The organism is Aeromicrobium ginsengisoli, from assembly GCF_004134905.2.
Taxonomy (GTDB): Bacteria; Actinomycetota; Actinomycetes; order Propionibacteriales; family Nocardioidaceae; genus Aeromicrobium; species Aeromicrobium ginsengisoli.
On record NZ_SDPQ02000002.1, the window covers coordinates 567,863 to 583,525 of the forward strand.

17 protein-coding genes are annotated in these 15,663 nt (G+C 69.3%); 8 read left to right on the plus strand and 9 right to left on the minus strand.

Annotation, left to right across the window (positions count from 1 at the left end; genetic code table 11):
- Positions 1-8: 8 nt before the first annotated feature.
- From ESP70_RS09645 to ESP70_RS09660, 4 genes are read left to right on the plus strand one after another with little or no spacing between them, the layout of a single operon-like run.
- The gene (locus ESP70_RS09645) at positions 9-692 is read left to right on the plus strand and encodes a class II aldolase/adducin family protein (RefSeq protein WP_149689061.1); all 684 of its coding nucleotides are present in this window, start codon (positions 9-11) and stop codon (positions 690-692) included.
- A complete protein-coding gene (locus ESP70_RS09650) occupies positions 689-1,633 on the plus strand; it encodes a carbohydrate kinase family protein (RefSeq protein ID WP_246161990.1) in 945 nt (314 codons plus the stop codon). Before ESP70_RS09645 ends, ESP70_RS09650 begins: the two co-directional genes overlap by 4 nt.
- Before the next feature lie 36 nt (positions 1,634-1,669).
- Positions 1,670-3,181: a flavin monoamine oxidase family protein gene (locus ESP70_RS09655; protein WP_149689062.1), complete on the plus strand. Its 1,512-nt coding sequence runs from the start codon at positions 1,670-1,672 to the stop codon at positions 3,179-3,181.
- Positions 3,181-4,293 carry an SMP-30/gluconolactonase/LRE family protein gene (locus tag ESP70_RS09660; RefSeq protein WP_149689063.1) on the plus strand — a complete coding sequence of 371 codons (1,113 nt, stop codon included), beginning with the start codon at positions 3,181-3,183 and terminating at the stop codon, positions 4,291-4,293. The genes ESP70_RS09655 and ESP70_RS09660 overlap by 1 nt, the downstream gene beginning before the upstream one ends.
- A gap of 54 nt (positions 4,294-4,347) precedes the next feature.
- On the opposite strand, the gene ESP70_RS09665 is transcribed toward ESP70_RS09660, so the two are convergent.
- Positions 4,348-5,163 (minus strand): ABC transporter permease, encoded by an 816-nt coding sequence (locus ESP70_RS09665; RefSeq protein ID WP_149689064.1) that lies wholly within the window; start codon positions 5,161-5,163, stop codon positions 4,348-4,350.
- Positions 5,160-6,083, minus strand: coding sequence for an ABC transporter ATP-binding protein (locus tag ESP70_RS09670; RefSeq protein WP_149689065.1), 924 nt, complete (start codon positions 6,081-6,083; stop codon positions 5,160-5,162). Before ESP70_RS09670 ends, ESP70_RS09665 begins: the two co-directional genes overlap by 4 nt.
- 158 nt (positions 6,084-6,241) lie before the next feature.
- On the opposite strand from ESP70_RS09670, the gene ESP70_RS09675 reads away from it, so the two are divergent.
- Entirely contained in the window at positions 6,242-6,847 is a 606-nt protein-coding gene (locus ESP70_RS09675; protein ID WP_149689066.1) for a VOC family protein, read from the plus strand.
- On the opposite strand, the gene ESP70_RS20090 is transcribed toward ESP70_RS09675, so the two are convergent.
- Together ESP70_RS20090 and ESP70_RS09680 are read right to left on the minus strand one after the other, a co-directional pair.
- Entirely contained in the window at positions 6,840-7,010 is a 171-nt protein-coding gene (locus ESP70_RS20090) for a hypothetical protein (RefSeq protein WP_188110566.1), read from the minus strand. The two genes, ESP70_RS09675 and ESP70_RS20090, sit on opposite strands and share 8 nt — an antisense overlap.
- 27 nt (positions 7,011-7,037) lie before the next feature.
- On the minus strand, positions 7,038-7,688 hold the full coding sequence (locus tag ESP70_RS09680) for a TetR/AcrR family transcriptional regulator (protein WP_149689067.1): 651 nt from the start codon (positions 7,686-7,688) through the stop codon (positions 7,038-7,040).
- Between the two features lie 127 nt (positions 7,689-7,815).
- Here ESP70_RS09680 and ESP70_RS09685 point away from each other — a divergent pair, with 127 nt between their 5' ends.
- The 3 genes from ESP70_RS09685 to mhpA are packed head-to-tail and all read left to right on the plus strand — an operon-like array spanning position 7,816 to position 11,395.
- Positions 7,816-8,946, plus strand: a complete 1,131-nt coding sequence (locus ESP70_RS09685) for a VOC family protein (protein WP_223148680.1) — start codon at positions 7,816-7,818, stop codon at positions 8,944-8,946.
- A complete protein-coding gene (locus ESP70_RS09690; RefSeq protein ID WP_149689069.1) occupies positions 8,943-9,887 on the plus strand; it encodes a fumarylacetoacetate hydrolase family protein in 945 nt (314 codons plus the stop codon). Before ESP70_RS09685 ends, ESP70_RS09690 begins: the two co-directional genes overlap by 4 nt.
- A complete protein-coding gene (mhpA, locus tag ESP70_RS09695) occupies positions 9,884-11,395 on the plus strand; it encodes a bifunctional 3-(3-hydroxy-phenyl)propionate/3-hydroxycinnamic acid hydroxylase MhpA (protein ID WP_149689070.1) in 1,512 nt (503 codons plus the stop codon). Before ESP70_RS09690 ends, mhpA begins: the two co-directional genes overlap by 4 nt.
- Before the next feature lie 4 nt (positions 11,396-11,399).
- Here mhpA and ESP70_RS09700 read toward each other — a convergent pair whose 3' ends face one another.
- The 5 genes from ESP70_RS09700 to ESP70_RS09720 form a co-directional block, all read right to left on the minus strand.
- Positions 11,400-12,170, minus strand: a complete 771-nt coding sequence (locus tag ESP70_RS09700; protein WP_223148681.1) for an SCO1664 family protein — start codon at positions 12,168-12,170, stop codon at positions 11,400-11,402.
- Positions 12,167-12,727 (minus strand): DUF3090 domain-containing protein, encoded by a 561-nt coding sequence (locus ESP70_RS09705; RefSeq protein WP_149689071.1) that lies wholly within the window; start codon positions 12,725-12,727, stop codon positions 12,167-12,169. The genes ESP70_RS09700 and ESP70_RS09705 overlap by 4 nt, the downstream gene beginning before the upstream one ends.
- A 9-nt stretch (positions 12,728-12,736) precedes the next feature.
- Positions 12,737-13,444, minus strand: a complete 708-nt coding sequence (locus ESP70_RS09710) for a histidine phosphatase family protein (RefSeq protein ID WP_149689072.1) — start codon at positions 13,442-13,444, stop codon at positions 12,737-12,739.
- Between the two features lie 80 nt (positions 13,445-13,524).
- On the minus strand, positions 13,525-13,962 hold the full coding sequence (locus tag ESP70_RS09715) for a hypothetical protein (protein WP_149689073.1): 438 nt from the start codon (positions 13,960-13,962) through the stop codon (positions 13,525-13,527).
- Positions 13,963-14,042: 80 nt separating this feature from the next.
- Complete coding sequence (locus ESP70_RS09720; protein ID WP_223148682.1) at positions 14,043-15,602, minus strand: aldehyde dehydrogenase; 1,560 nt, start codon at positions 15,600-15,602, stop codon at positions 14,043-14,045.
- Between the last annotated feature and the right edge of the window lie 61 nt (positions 15,603-15,663).

Genomic DNA, 15,663 nt, shown 5'->3' on the forward strand with positions numbered 1-15,663 from the left:
TTACACGAATGCAGAGCACCCCGGAGCTGGACGAGCGGCGCGGCGCGATCGCCACGGCCTGCCGCCGACTCGCCGCGGACGGGCTCGTCATCGGCACCGCGGGGAATGTCAGCGCGCGCGTCGGCGACCTCGTCGCGATCACCGCGACCGGGGCAGCCTTCGAGACGATGACGGCCGAGCAGGTCTCTGTCGTCGACCTGACCGGCCAGGTCGTGCTCGGCGCATGGTCACCGACGTCGGAGCTCGAGCTCCACCTCGGCATCTACCGCGACTTCGCCGCCGGCGCCGTCGTGCACACACACGCCCCGATGGCCACGGCCGTCGGCTGCGTCGTCGACGTGCTGCCCTGCATCCACTACCAGATGCTGTTGCTCGGGGGCGATGTCCGCGTCGCCCCCTACGCGACGTTCGGGACGCCCGAGCTCGCGGCGCACGTGCACGCTGCACTGCAAGGACGTACGGCCGCCTTGATGGCGAACCACGGCGCGGTGACGTACGGCGGCGATCTCGACAAGGCGGTCGAGCTGGCGCTGCTGCTCGAGTGGGCGTGCACCGTCTACTGGCGGGCCGCCGCGATCGGCACTCCACGAGCTCTCGACGCCGAGGCGCAGGCCGCTGTCATCGAGGTCGCCCTGCAACGCGGCTACGGCAGCAGCCGACCGGCCGACGACAACGACAAGGAAGTCCCATGACCGACAACGACATGACCGTGATCGCGATGGGCGTGCACGTCCTCGACGTCCTCGTCCGCCCCGTCGAGGAGATCCCCGAGGGTCAGGGTGGCCAGCTCGTCGAGCAGATCAAGATGACGGCGGCGGGCTCGGCCGGCGGCACCGCGCTCACGCTGGCCAAGCTCGGTGCGACGGTCCACAGCGCCGGAGCCATCGGCACCGACCCCATCGGTGACCTGCTGCTGACGCTGCTGCAGCGCGACGGCGTCGACACCTCGTTGCTCGTACGCCGTGAGGGTGAGCAGACCTCGTCCAGCGTCCTGCCGATCCGTCCGGACGGGTCACGCCCGGCGTTCCACGTCATCGGGGCCAACGGCACCTACGGACCCGACGACGCACCGTGGGACGCCATCGCGGCCGCGACGCACCTGCACCTCGGCGGTCCAGAGTTCATGGGCGGCGAGGCGGCGGCCAAGATCCTGGCGTTCGCGCAGGAGCACGGCGTCGTCACCTCGGCGGACTTCCTGGCGCCCGGCGAGCCGGGGATGCTCGACTGGATCGCGCCTGCGCTGCCGCACCTCGACTACGTGCTGCCCAACGACGAGCAGGTGCTCGGGTTCACCGCCACGACCGATCTCGCCGACGGCTGCCGCAAGCTGGTCGAGCTCGGCGCCGGCTGCGTCGCCGCGACGGCCGGTGCCGACGGTGCGCTCGTGGTCGACGCCTCTTCGGAGACCAGAGTCCCGGCGTTCGCCGTCGAGGTCGTGGACACCACCGGCTGCGGTGACGCGTTCTCCGCAGGCTTCCTGCGCGGCCTGTCCCTCGGACGTACGCCCGCCGAGGCGGCGACCCTCGGCTGCGCCACGGCCGGTCTCGTCGCCGGCGGACTCGGCAGCGACCACGGTGCGTTCGACCTGGCCGCAGCCCTCGAGCTCTCGCACGGCGAGCTCGCCACCAGCTGACTCCACCCTTCACTCCCGAGCAGACAGGTCCATCGCATGACTGACGACATCATTTCTGCAAGCGGCGCCGGTGCGCCCAGCCGGCGCACGGTGCTCCGTGGCCTGACGATCGGCGGTGTGCTCGCCGCGTCGGGCATCAAGCTGGGGTCGTCGGCGGAGGCCGCGACGACCACGGGCAGCCTGCCGACCTCCGTCGACGTCGTGGTCGTCGGAGGCGGGCTGTCGGGGCTCGTCGCGGCGCGCAAGGTGCGAGCCGCCGGCAAGTCGGTGCTGGTGCTCGAGGCGCGCAACCGCGTGGGCGGGCGCATCCTCAACCACACGCTGTCCGGCGGCTCGGTCATCGAGGCCGGCGGTGCGTTCGTCGGCCCGACGCAGGACCACATCCTCGGCCTGGCCAAGGAGCTCGGCGCTGCGACGTTCAAGGAGTACGTCGAGGGCAAGAACGTCTACTCCGCCAACGGCCAGCCGCCCCAGAAGTTCACCGGCACGGTGCCGCCGGACCCGCTGGTCCTCGCCGACGCCGCGATCCTGCAGGCACGCATCGACAAGATGGCCTCGGAGACGCCGATCGACGCGCCGTGGACCCGCAAGGACGCGCACAACCTGGACAGCATCTCGGTCGACACCTGGCTGCGGCAGAACTCGGTGCTGCCGCAGGTCCGCACGCTGTTCCTCAGCTATCTGCAGCCGACATTCGGGTCGGACGGTCTCGACGTGTCGATGCTGTTCTTCCTCTGGTACATCGCCGGCGCCGGCAACGAGACCAACGTCGGCACGTTCCAGCGTTCGTCGGACACCGCCAACGGTGCGCAGGACTCCCGTTTCGTGCTCGGCAGCCAGATCGTCCCGCTGCGGCTCGCGGCCAAGCTCGGCAAGGCGGTCGCGCTCAACGCCCCGGTGCGCAAGATCAAGCAGAGCGCGAGCTACGTGACCGTCACGAGCGACCGGGGCACGGTGCGCGCCAAGCGGGTCATCGTCGCGTGCCCGCCGCCACTGGTTCTGGGCATCGAGTGGTCGCCGCAGCTTCCGCCGCGTCGCAGGCAGCTCCTCCAGCGGATGCCGATGGGTGCCCTGATGAAGTGCGATGCGGTCTATGCCAAGCCGTTCTGGCGCGACAAGGGCCTGTCGGGCTTCGGGCTGTCCGACAGCGGTGCGGTCCGCGTCTGCTTCGACAACAGCCCGGCCGATGCCTCGGTCGGCGTGCTGCTGGCGTTCGTCGGCGGCTCCAACTGGAACACGCACGGCAACCAGACGCTGGCCGAACGGCGCAAGGCGGTCCTCGAGGGATTCGCCAAGCTGCTGGGGCCCGAGGCGCTCAACCCGATCGAGTACACCGAGCACGACTGGACGCACGAGCAGTGGACGACCGGCGGCCCCGTGGCCGTGCAGGTGCCGGGTGCGCTGACGGCATACGGCGACACGATCCGTACGCCGTTCAAGCGGGTGCACTGGGCCGGCACGGAGACGTCGACGTACTGGGCCGGCTTCATGGACGGAGCGGTGCGCGCCGGCGAGCGGGCCTCGCACGAAGTCCTGGAGCTGCTGTGATGTCGGCGCTCAGGCGTCGCCTCCCGGTCGGCGTCCTGGCTGCGTTGATGGCCCTGACGCTCGCGGCCCCGCAGGTCTCGGCGGAGACCCCGCGACCCCGCTGGGACACCCGGGTCTTCGCCGCGGTCGGCAGTCCGGGCTATCCGGCCAACGTCTACGCCCACCCCAATGGCCGGGTCTACGCCGGCACCTACTCCAACCTGCTCGGCGACTCGCTCCGCTCGAAGGTGTTCGAGTGGTCGGCCAGTGGCACGTTGCTGCGTACGTGGACCGTGCCGGGTCAGGACCTCGCCGCGTCCCACGGCGTGCAGGTGTCGATCAGCGACGCCAAGGGCCGCCTCATCCTGCTGGAGAAGTCCACCTCACGCATCCTGCGGCTCGACCTGAGCACGGGGAAGTTCACGACGTACGCCACGCTCCCGGACCTGCCGGTCTGCTCCGGGGCCGCCGCCGGCGTCGCATGCAGTCCCAACCTGGTCGACCACGCGGGCATCCCCAACTACTCCGTCTGGGGACCCAAGGGCGAGCTGTACGTCACGGACTTCGCGCAGGCGGTCATCTGGCGTGTGCCGCCCGGCGGCGGCATCCCCAAGCCGTGGTTCACCGACAAGCGGCTCGACGGGCTGGAGTTCGGCACGGCCGGGATCGCCCTGTCCCCGCAGCGCAATGCCCTGTACGTCATGCAGCAGACGTCGCTCGGGCTCGGCGAGCTGAGCGTTGGGGCCGGCAAGCTCTACAAGCTGCCCATCACGAGCACGGGTCGGCCGGGGACGCTCACCAAGGTCTGGACGAGTCGCCTCGCCGAGCTGCCCGACGGGTTCAGCTTCGCCAAGTCGGGCCGGATCTACGTCGGCAACGCCGGGCTCATGCAACAGCTCGTGGTGCTCGACGCCCAGGGCAAGGAGATCGAGCGCTTCCCCAAGATCCCGTTGCTCGGCGACAACGGATCGGCGATCCCGTTCGACGGGCCGTCCAACGCCACGTTCGTCGGCAACCGCATCCTCGTCGCCAACCAGGCGCCGCTCGGCGCGAAGGCGCACCATGCAGTCCTCGACGTCAACGTGGGCGAGCCGGGCGTGAAGATCTACATCCCGGCCGGCGCCGGGTCCTGACGACGTACGACGAAGCGCCCCTGACCAGGCTGGTCAGGGGCGCTTCGTCGAGGGCTACTTGACCTCGGACCGCATCAACGACCACAGACCGAACGTCAGGGGAGCGACCAGCCAGACCACGCTGGTGACACCGAGGTTGGCCCACTGCTCCGCGTTCAGCGATCCGTTGAACAACGAGCCCTGGGCGTAGTTGAAGTCAACCCACGGCTGCAGGTTGGCGAACCAGTCCTGGGTGGAGGCCAGGACCTCCGTGATCGCCGTCAGCGCGAACGAGTAGACGAAGTAGGCGACGATCGCGGCCGACGAGTTGCGGATCACGACGCCCAGCATGAAGCCGACCAGCATGCCGAGGACCTGGGCCAGCACGATGTTCGCCAGGTCGACGAATCCGGCGTCCCACACGGGGCTGATGCCGAGGATCGCGGAGCCGGCGAGGGTGCCGATCACGCCGATCGCCATGGCCATCAGCATCGACACGACGCTGATGCCGACCGTCACGCCGGCCTTGGCGGCGATGACCTTGCTGCGGTTCGGCACGAGCGTGAACGACGTGAGGCCGCTGCGCTGGCTCCATTCACTCGTCACCGACAGCACGGCGACCATCGGCAGGATGATGGCCATCGGGAAACCGATCGCGGCGGCGAACGTCGAGTACGTGAGCTCGGAGTCCGGCGCCCAGAGCAGCACGGCGCCCGTGGCCAGCAGGGCGGCGATGCCGATGCTGGACATCAGCCAGAAGCCGGCTCGGGTGTCGAAGCTCTTGCGGAGCTCCACCGAGAGGAGCCGGGTGAACGGGATCGGTGCCGGCTCACGCCGTTCGGCCCGGGCGACGGTTGCGGTGCCGGGGGTGTCGGCGGTGATCGTGCTCATGCTGCTGCTCCTTCGGTGATGGTCTCGCGCTGGTTGTCTGCGGTGAGCTCGAGGAACATCTCCTCGAGGCCTGCGCCTTCGGCGGGTCGCAGCTCGAGGAGCAGGACGCGTGCCTCGAGGGCGACCCGGCCGACGGTCTCGGTGTCGGCGTCGACCCGCAGGACGTCGTCGCCCCCGGTCGCGGCGCTCTTGGTGAACGCCACGCCGCTGGCGGAGAGGGACTGCGCCAGTGCCGTGACATCGGGCGTACGCACGAGGGTGCCCGCGGTGGCGAGCAGCTCGGACTTGGCGCCCTGGGCGACGATGCGGCCGTTGCCGATCACGACCAGGTCGTCCGCGACGACCTCGATCTCGTGCAGCAGGTGGGACGACAGCAGGACGGTCGCGCCCTGGTTGGCGTAGCCGCGCAGCAGGTCGCGCATCCAGCGGATGCCGGCCGGGTCGAGGCCGTTGGCCGGCTCGTCGAGGATCAGCACCTCGGGCTGGCCGAGCAGCGCGGTGGCGATGCCGAGCCGCTGGCGCATGCCGAGGGAGTAGTCGCGGACCCGGCGGTCGGCCTCGCTCGATGTGAGGCTGACCAGGTCGATCATCTCCTCGACGCGCGACTTGGGCAGGCCCATCGTGCGCTGTGCGACGGTGAGGATCTCGCGGCCCGTACGACCGGCGTGCTGGGCTGATGCGTCGAGCAGGACGCCGACCTCGAGGCCAGGGTTGGGCAGGTCGCGGAACTGACGGCCGCAGACCGTGACGCTGCCGGACGTGGCGGGGGTGAGGCCGACCATGACGCGCATCGTGGTGGACTTGCCGGCGCCGTTGGGGCCGAGGAAGCCGGTGACCCGGCCGGGCCGGGCGGTGAACGTGACATCGTCGACGGCCGTGAAGCCGCCGTACGTCTTGGTGAGGGAATCGACTGTGATCATGGGTCAACTGTCGGTGCGAGAGGGCTTCTGGCACATCGGGGAAACCGCGACCCGCAGCCCTCACGCACCCCTGAGGTCACCCTGAGGGTCGCCCTGAGTCGCCAGACGATCAGGAATCGAGAAGCGCCCGGCGTACGGACGCACCTAGCGTGAATCACATGACAACCATCGACAGCATCACGCTCGAGGTGGCCGATCCCACGGCCGCCACCACGTTCTACGACACCGCCTTCGGGCTCGGCTCCCAGGTGCGTCTGCGCGCCTCGGACGCCCCGACGGACGGGTTCCGGGGATTCACGATGTCGCTGATCGTGTCCCAGCCCGCCAACGCCAATGCCCTCGTGGATGCCGCCGTCGCAGCCGGCGCCACGGTGCTGAAGCCGGCCGCCAAGTCCTTCTGGGGCTACGGCGGCGTCGTGCAGGCGCCGGACGGCACGATCTGGAAGATCGCCTCGTCGTCCAAGAAGGACTCGGGACCGGCCACGCGGGACATCGACGACGTCGTGCTCCTGCTCGGCGTCGACGACGTCAAGGCGACCAAGCAGTTCTACGTCGACAGGGGGCTGAGCGTCGGCAAGAGCTATGGCAGCAAGTACGTCGAGCTCGAGACCGCACCCATCAAGCTCGCGCTCTACGGGCGTCGGGCCCTCGCCAAGGATGCCGGTGTGCCGCCGGCCGGCTCAGGGTCGCACCGGCTCGCGATCGGCGGGGACGCCGGATCGTTCACCGATCTGGACGGATTCGCCTGGGAAGCGGTCAGCTGATGTGCCACCCCGCGCTGGCGCGGGCCATGATCGACGCACAGCGTTCGCAGGGCCAGCCACCGACAAGTCCCAGCTCGAGGTTGAGCCGGCCGGCGAGCTCGTCGACGGAGATGCCGAAGGCCTCGGCGACGAAGACGTCCTTGGCCACGATGGCCAGGTCCATGGCGCGGCAGCGGTGCTGCCGAACAGCTCAGGATGGATGACTCGTGGCAACCATCAGGTCGGGAAGAGGCTCGCGTGAGATCGTGTGTGCCTCGTCGGCCGGCACACCGAACATGCGGAGCAGGTCCTCGGCGAGCTGGTCACTTGCTTCGCGGTCGTCGCGGTCGGGTTGTTCGTGCAGGAGCTGTCCCAGGAACAGGGTTGACCCGGCGGCTGCGACCAGCGCCAGCTGGGCATCGCGCACCGTGAAACGACCCGAGTCGATGCCGTTCTGGATGTCGCGCAAAGCCCGGGGGGCCAGACCCGACGTGGGGCTGTAGAACGCCAGGGGAGCGTGCAGGATCACCCGGCTCAGCTCCGGCTGCACACGATGCAGGCGTCCGGTGAGCCGAAAGCTCTGGGCGAATGCCCGTGCGGGGTCGTCGACGCCTGCGGTCAGCTGGTCCATCAGCGTGCCGTGCGCGTCCAAGGCCTCGGCAACCGCGGCCTCGAAGAGCTGGTCCTTGCTCTCGAAGTGGTTGTAGAACGAGCCCATCCCGACGTCGGCGGCCTGGGTGATCTCGAGGACTGCGACATGCGTTCGTCCGGAGGCGAGCAGCGACTGAGCCGCGCCGACCAGGGCGGCCCGGGTGCGGGCCTTCCGTCGCTCGACTCGACTGGGAGACGTCATCTCGGTCATGCGGCTCCTCCTCTTGTCATTGCGAGCGTAGCGCGGATTCTCAGGAATGACGAATTCGTCAGTTTTGCGAATGTGACGTATGCTTCGGAACTGACGATTTCGTCAGAACGGATGAGAGGAGTCCTTGATGAGCGGCCATGATCCCCACAAGGGCCTGCACAGCGACCAGGGTGCGATCGCCGGCGAGCATCCAGGCAGGGCAGCAAATCCGGTGATCAAGGTCAACGACGTCGCTTGGCTGGAGTTCGACAAGCCGGACCTCGCACGTGCCGAGGCGTTTGCTCACGCGTTCGGCTTCGTGACAGCGGCGCGTTCGGCCGACGAGCTGCAGCTGAGGGGTTCGTACGCCGGTGCACCCTGTGTCGTGATTCGTCGTGGTCCGAGATCGCGCTTTGCCGGAGTGGCGTTCACGGCTGCCGATTCACAGGACGTGCTGCGGCTCGCCGACACGACAGGCGTCAACGCTGCGAGGCTCCCGGAGAGTCTTGGCGGTGTCGGGATCGACCTGTCCGATCCGAGTGGCATGCGGGTCCGGGTGGTGAGCGGCGTGCACACGCTTCCTGCTCTCGGCGACCAACCTGCCCCCACGTTCAACTGGGGAAACGATGTTCAGCGGACGAACGCGACCCAGCGTCCACCGCGTGCGCCGGCGACGGTGCAGCGACTCGGCCACGTCGTGCTACAGAGCACGAAGTACCGCCAGTGTCTCGACTGGTACCTGCACCACTTGGGCCTGATCGTCAGCGACTTCAAGTACTTCGAGGGTCAGCGTGAGCGAGGTCCGACGATGAGCTTCATCCGTTGCGACCGCGGGTCGGAGCCGGCCGACCACCACACCTTGGCGATGACGCTGGGGCCGACCAATCGATATGTCCATTCGGCGTACCAGGTTTCTGACGTGGATGCGCTCGCCGCCGGCGGGGAGCATCTCCGCGACCAGGGCTACGACCGATCGTGGGGGATCGGCCGACATGTCGAAGGCAGCCAGATCTTCGACTACTGGCGTGACCCGGACGGGTTCCTGGTCGAACACTTCACCGACGGTGACCGGTTCGACGCCACGCTCGAGCCCGGCTGGTCGCCGATGACGGCGTCCGGGCTCGCGCAATGGGGGCCGCCGGTCACCAAGGACTTCATGGGCATCAGCCTCAGCCGCGCCTCCCTGGTGGAGATGCGGTCGATGGTCTCTGCCCTCCGCGCCGACAACGAGTTCGATCTGACCCGCCTTCGTGGCCTCCTGAAAGTAGCCCGCACATGAGCATCTCCGTCCTCCGAACCGCAGGTGTCTGGTGGGTCCAGGCGCCGAACGGCACAGCTGTGAAGATCGCCACCGATGCCGGCACGACCCGGGAGCTGCTTGCCGACCGGGCCGCCATCGAGACCGCGGCAACCCGTGAGGGGCATGTGCAGCTCGATGAGCTGGAGCTGCTGTCGCCGGTGACCGCACCCTGCCGAGTCGTGGCGCAGATGACCAACTTCCGGTCGCACATCGAGGACGCGGGGATGAGCCCCGCGACCACTCCGCTGACGTTCTTCCGCAAGGCGTCCGGCTCGATCAGCGGTCCTCACGACGAAGTGATCAAGCCCGCTCATGTGCGATTCCTCGACTACGAGGTCGAGATCGGCCTCGTGTTCGGCAAGGAGCTCCCGGTCGGCACCGAGGTCTCGGCGTCCAACCTGGCCGAGTTCCTCGCGGGTCTCGTGGTCACCAACGACGTGAGCGCGCGTGACCTCCAGCTGCCCAAGACGCAGTTCTACGAGTCGAAGTCGTACCCGACGTTCACCCCCGTCGGCCCGGCGCTGGTGCTGCTCGACGCGCTCGAGCTCGAGCGGTTCACGGACCTACGGCTCAAGCTCACGGTCAACGGCGAGGTCCGCCAGGACGCGCTGGTCGGGGGCGACATGCTTTTCCAGCCACTCGAGGCATTGCAGGCCCTGACACGCTTCCAGAGGATGGACGTCGGCGACCTGCTGCTCACCGGCACTCCCGTCGGAACCGCGCTGAGCGCACCCCCGAAGCCGATCGAGATGCTTGGCTCGCTGCTTCCCCCGGCGGTGAAGTGGAAGGCGTTCTTCAAGCGCCAGGCCGGGAACCGGAAATACCTCCAGGAGGGGGACGTCGTCGAGGCCAGCGTCGCCACCGACGACGGTGCCATCGACCTGGGTCGTCAGCGCACGGTGGTGAGGTCCTCGAGATGACGAGCCCGCAGCCGTATGCCCCAGTCGTGATCGTCGGCGCCGGACCGAGCGGTGTCACCGCGGCCGTGTTGCTGGCGCAGGAGGGGGTCGATGTGATCGTCCTCGATCGCCGGGCTGACGTCTTCGCCCAGCCACGCGCCGTCCACCTGGACGACGAGGTCTACCGGATCCTCGCGCGGATCGGTGTCGCCGAGCGCTTCTCGGCGATCTCGCGACCATCGGTGGGCCTGCGCCTGCTCGACGCCCGGCACGCCGTGCTCGCCGAGTTCCGGCGTGACGGCGACATCTCACGGCACGGCCATCCGCAGGCCAACATGTTCGACCAGCCCGAGCTCGAGGCATTGCTCCGGGCTCGCATGCTCGAGCACCCGCGCATCAGCTTTCGAGGTGGGGTCGAGGTGAACGCCGTCAGCCAGGGAGTCGACGGCGTGCGGATCGACCTCACGGAACGTGAGAGCGGGCGTTCCGAGACTCTCCGTGCGTCGTACGTGCTCGGCTGTGACGGGGCGAACAGCGTGGTGCGCCGATCGATCGGCGCCACGATGCAGGACCTCAGGTTCGAGCAGCGTTGGCTGGTCGTCGACGTGAACACCGACGTCGAGCTCCATCAGTGGGAGGGGGTGCACCAGGTCTGTGACACCGAGCGTGCCGGAACATACATGAGGATCAGCGACCGTCGCCATCGCTGGGAGTTCCAGCTCGGGGACGGCGAGACGAGCGACGACTTCGCGACGGTCGCGGCGCTCTTGCCACTCATCGAGCCCTGGGTCGGCGCGGTGCCTGACGGGGATCTCGAGCTCGTACGCGTTGCGGAGTACACGTTCCGGGCGCAGCTGGCGGACCGCTGGCGCGATGGCCGGGTCTTCCTGCTGGGCGACTCCGCGCATCTCACGCCGCCGTTCATCGGTCAGGGCATGGGCGCCGGTCTGCGGGACGCGGCGAACCTGGCGTGGAAGCTCGCCGGGGTCATCGACGGGACGCTGCCGGAGCGCGTGCTCGAGACGTACGAGCAAGAACGGCGGCCGCACGCCGCCCAGATGATCCGCCTGGCGATCATCGTCGGGACGGCCATGACGCGCGGGGGCCGCCCGGGTGACCTCATGCGGCGAGTCGTCGTGCCACGACTGCGCCTGGTGCCTGGACTGCGCGAGAAGGTGCTCGACAGTGCCACACCGAGGCTGCGAACCACGGTGATGGTCCGCCGTCAGCGATGGCGACGCGGGCTGGCCGGCACGCTGTGCCCCAACCTCAGCGTGGACGAGGAAGCGCGGTTCGATGACGTCGCGGATGGCCGGTTCATGCTGCTGACGCGCCACCCGCTGGACTCGGCGACCACCGCCGATGCCACGCGCCGACGAGTCGGGATTCTCGAGGTCGGTCGCGACGAACCGCTCGGAGCCTGGCTGACGAAGGGCGGCGCCGACGCTGCGCTCGTGCGGCCTGACGGGACTGTCATGGCATCGGGACGCACGGCCAACGCCGTGCTGGCCGGATTGGCAAGGCTCTAGGACGTCAGAACGGTGGCCAGGGGATTGCGGGCATGTCGCCGCGGGGGGCGGGGAACTGGCGCCTGCGGAGCAGGGCGTCGCACCGGCCGGCGAGCACGGCGATCTCCGTGTCGGTGAGGAGCCCGGCGAGCGTCTCGCCGAGGTCGGCGGACAACGCTGAGCGCACGCGTTCCACGCCGTCCAGCTCCTCGGCCGTGAGCTCCTGGCCGAGCCAGCCCCACAGCACCGTGCGCAGCTTGTGGTCGGTGTGGAACGTGAGGCCGTGGTCGACGCCGTGCCGGTGGCCGTCGGCCATCTCGAGGACGTGGCCCCCCTTGCGGTCCGCGTTGTTGACGACGATGTCGAACACCGCCATGCGGCGCAGTGCGGCCGAGTCCTCGTGGATCAGCGACACCGGTCGTTCGCGCTCGTCGAGGCCGTCGAAGACGTGGCACCAGCCCTCGTCAGGCATGCCGTTGGTCGCGACGAGCGTGACGGCCTCCTGGGCCGGGTCGGTGTCCTGCCACAGCTGCACCATCCCGGTGCCCAGCGGCCCGTCGCGCAGCCACGTGGGCGGAGCGATGCGCCAGCCGAACGCCTCCGAGACGGCGTAGGCCGCGACCTCCCGGTGCGCGAGGTTGCCGTCGGGGAAGTCCCAGAGCGGTCGTTCGCCGGCGATGGGCTTGTAGACGACGCTGACCTCGCCGATGTGCGCGAGGAACGTCGCGTTGGACGCGGACAGGATCCGGCTCGACAGCTCGAGGTCGCCCTCGACGAGCTCGGCGGCGATCGTCACCGGAACCCGTCGGGCAGCTCGCAGATGTGATCGTCGGAGTCCATGGGCAGCCGGCACAACGGGCAGATGGGCCGGCCGGCGCCGACGACCTCACGGGTGCGCTTGGCGAACGCGCGCGCCGTGCCGACCGGAATGCGTACGAGCAGGGCTTCCTCGGGCTCGACCTCGATGACTTCGACATCCTCGAGCTCGTCGACATCGACCTCGATGATGGGGAACGCCTCGATGACGATCTGCGCGGTCGTGGGGTCCCAGCCGAGGCTCATGACGCCGGCCCTGAACTGCTCGTCGATCGGCTGCTCCAGCGGCTCGTTGTCGACGAGACCCTCGGGCGTCAGCGCCGGCACGCTGTAGGGGTTGCCGTCGGTCCCCATGAGCTCGTCGAGGACCTCCTCGATGCGCTCGGCAAGGGCCGAGGACTGGTCCTTCTCGAGCGAGACGCTGACCATGCGGGATCCCGCGCGGGCCTGCATGAAGAACGTACGCGACCCGGGTTGCCCGACGGTCCCGATCACGAAGCGATCGGGCCAGTCGAATCCGTGGACGATGGGGGGCATGTAGCCATGTTAGGAGCGAGCCCGAGGCGAGTCCTCAGGGCCTGCTCCGCCACCGACGGTTGCCGCATCCGTCGGCGGAGCCGCGGCGAGCCAAGCGAGGTCGCCGCTGTCGGAGTTGACGGTGACCACGTCGGGCCGGGCCGCGCCGAAGCGTACGACCGACACCGATGCGGGATTGACGTTGAGCCGCTGGAACAGGTCGAGGTGCATGCCGAGGGCGTCGGCCAGGATCGACTTGATGATGTCGCCGTGACTCACCGCTGCCCAGACCGCGCCCGGGCCGTGCTCCGCCTCGATCGCCGCGTCGTGCCGGCGGATCGCGGCGACCGCGCGGGACTGCATCGCGCCGAGCGACTCGCCGCCGGGGAACACCGCGGCCGACGGCTGGGTCTGCACGACGGACCACAGGTCCTCCTTGGCCAGCTCTGCCAGCGGCCGGCCCTGCCAGTCGCCGTAGTCGCACTCGGTGATCGCGTCGTCGACCGACTCGGCGGGGGAGCCGGACTGCTGCTTCACGATGGCGTCCGCCGTCTGCCGGCAGCGCTCCAACGGGCTGGAGACGACGGCGACCAGCGGCAGCGTGCTCAGCCGTTCGCCGGTGCGTACCGACTGGTCGACGCCGACCGCGTCGAGCTCGACGCCGGCGGTCCGGCCAGCCAGCACGCCGCTGGCGTTCGCGGTCGTACGGCCGTGCCGCACCAGGATGACTGTGGCCATGCCCTTGAGCCTAGGGCGTACGTGAGGCGCTCCGCCGCTGCCAGGCCCTCTGCGTCCGTCTGCCGGCCGTTGGCATCGGGTCAGGTCTGCTTGCGGCGCGCGATCTGGTCAGAGAGCCGCTGCACGTCGGCGGGGTCCGCGTCGCGGGCCAGAGCGACGTAGTGGTCCATGACAGCCGGCCGGTAACGCACGGGCAACGTCTGTCCTGCAGCGAGTCGGGTGAGCTCGGCGATCGTGAAGGCTTCGTCTGCGATACCGCGGAACGAGATGCCGTCGGCGGTCTCCACGTCGAGCATCAGGACCAGGCGTGGATTGCTGTTGACCTCCCGCCAGTCGACGAGAACGCCGAGCGCAAGCTCGCCCGTGCGCAGTTCGGCATTGCGCTTCCGTGCGTCACTGCTCATGACCGGATTCGGGGCGACGCCCGGGAAGTCGGGCCCGACGCCGAGCGACTCCCGACTCAGGTCGGGCCTGAGCTGCGCCATCATGTCGTCGAGCTTTTTCTTCGAACCGAACATCCTGCCCCCCCTCGCACCAATGCCGGCATCTCGGCCTGGCGCTTCGCCGTCAGACGATTCTAGGTCGCGGGAGGCGTAGGTCAGGCGGTGGTGCCCGGCCCGGTGCCGGCCGGGACACCGGCGACGACGGATGCGGGGAGCTCCTGGGACGGGTCGATCGAGATGGTCCGCGCCACCAGGTATTCCTGGACTGCCGTCACGCCGTGCTCTCGGCCGATGCCCGAGCGCTTGAAGCCGCCGAACGGCGAGCCGAGGTCGGCTGCCATCGTGTTGACCGCATAGGTGCCGGCCCGCACCCGCCGGGCCACGTCGAAGCCGTGGGCGCTGTCGGCGGTGAAGACCGAGCCGGCCAGGCCGTACTGGCTGTCGTTGGCGATCGAGACGGCGTCGTCCTCGCCGTCGTGCGGGATGAGCGAGACGACGGGGCCGAAGATCTCCTCGCGGGACGCCGTCATCTGGTTCGTCGCGTCGGTCAGCAACGTCGGCTCGTAGTACCAACCGCGGTCGAGGTGTGCGGGCCGGCGTCCGCCGACCTTGACCGTGGCGCCCTCCGCGCGGGCACCGGCGACGTACGACTCGACGCGGTCGCGGTGCGCGGCGGTGATCAGCGGGCTGACGACGGTGTCGAGCTCCATCGGGTCCCCGACCTTGAGCGACGAGAACGCGTCCGCCAACGCATCGGCGTACGCCGTGTACTGCGCCCGGGGCACGAGGATGCGGGTCTGCGCTGCGCAGTTCTGTCCGGCGCCGACACCGATGCTGGCGCCGACGAGAATCGGCACGATGTCCTCGAGGCGGGCGTCGTCGAGCACGATGGCGGCCGACTTGCCACCCAGCTCCAGGACGCAGGGCTTGATCAATTGGCCGCACGCGGCGGCGATCCGGCTGCCGACCTCGGCGGAGCCGGTGAAGCTCACCATGTCGACGCCGGGGTGGGAGACCAGGTACGCCGACTCGTCGGCACGAGCCGCGACGATGTTGACGACTCCGGGCGGGAGGCCGATCTCCTGGCACACCTCGCCGAACACGAATGATGCGAGGGGGTTGGGCTCGGTGACCTTGATGACGACGGTGCAGCCGGCGATCAGTGCCGGCGCGACCTTCTGGCCGATCGCGGCCAGGGCGAAGTTGTACGCCGGGAACGACGCGACGACGCCGACGGCTTCCTGGAGGACGAGGCTCTTGCCGGCCATGGGGATGATGCTGCCGCCCTCGGACTTGCCGGCGAGCGGCGACAGGTCGCTGACCCGCACCTCCGACAGCTGCAGCGAGCGACCGAGCTCGGCGTTGTAATTGAGGCTCATGACCGGCGCGACGGCTTGATAGACCTGCGACAGGAACAGCGTGCAGCCCGACTCCTCGGTGATGAGCTCGGACAGCTCCTTGGTCCGCTTCTCGAGACCGCTCGCCAGGGCCTCCAGGTAGTCGGCCCGCTCGTCGAGCGACATGCGGGGCCAGGGTCCGGTGTCGAATGCCCGCCGTGCGGCGCCCACCGCGGCGTCGATGTCGGCGCGCGCTGCGGCTGGGACGCCACCGATCCGCTCCTCGGAGCGAGGGGAGATGACGTCGAGCACGCCGGTGCCTTCGGCCTTGTGCCAGTCGCCGTCGATGAAGAAGGAGTCGTGATCGCGCATGTCCATGAAGAGGGCCTAACCAAGATGAGGTGAATTCGGTTTAGAGCACGGTATCTCCATGTGTTCC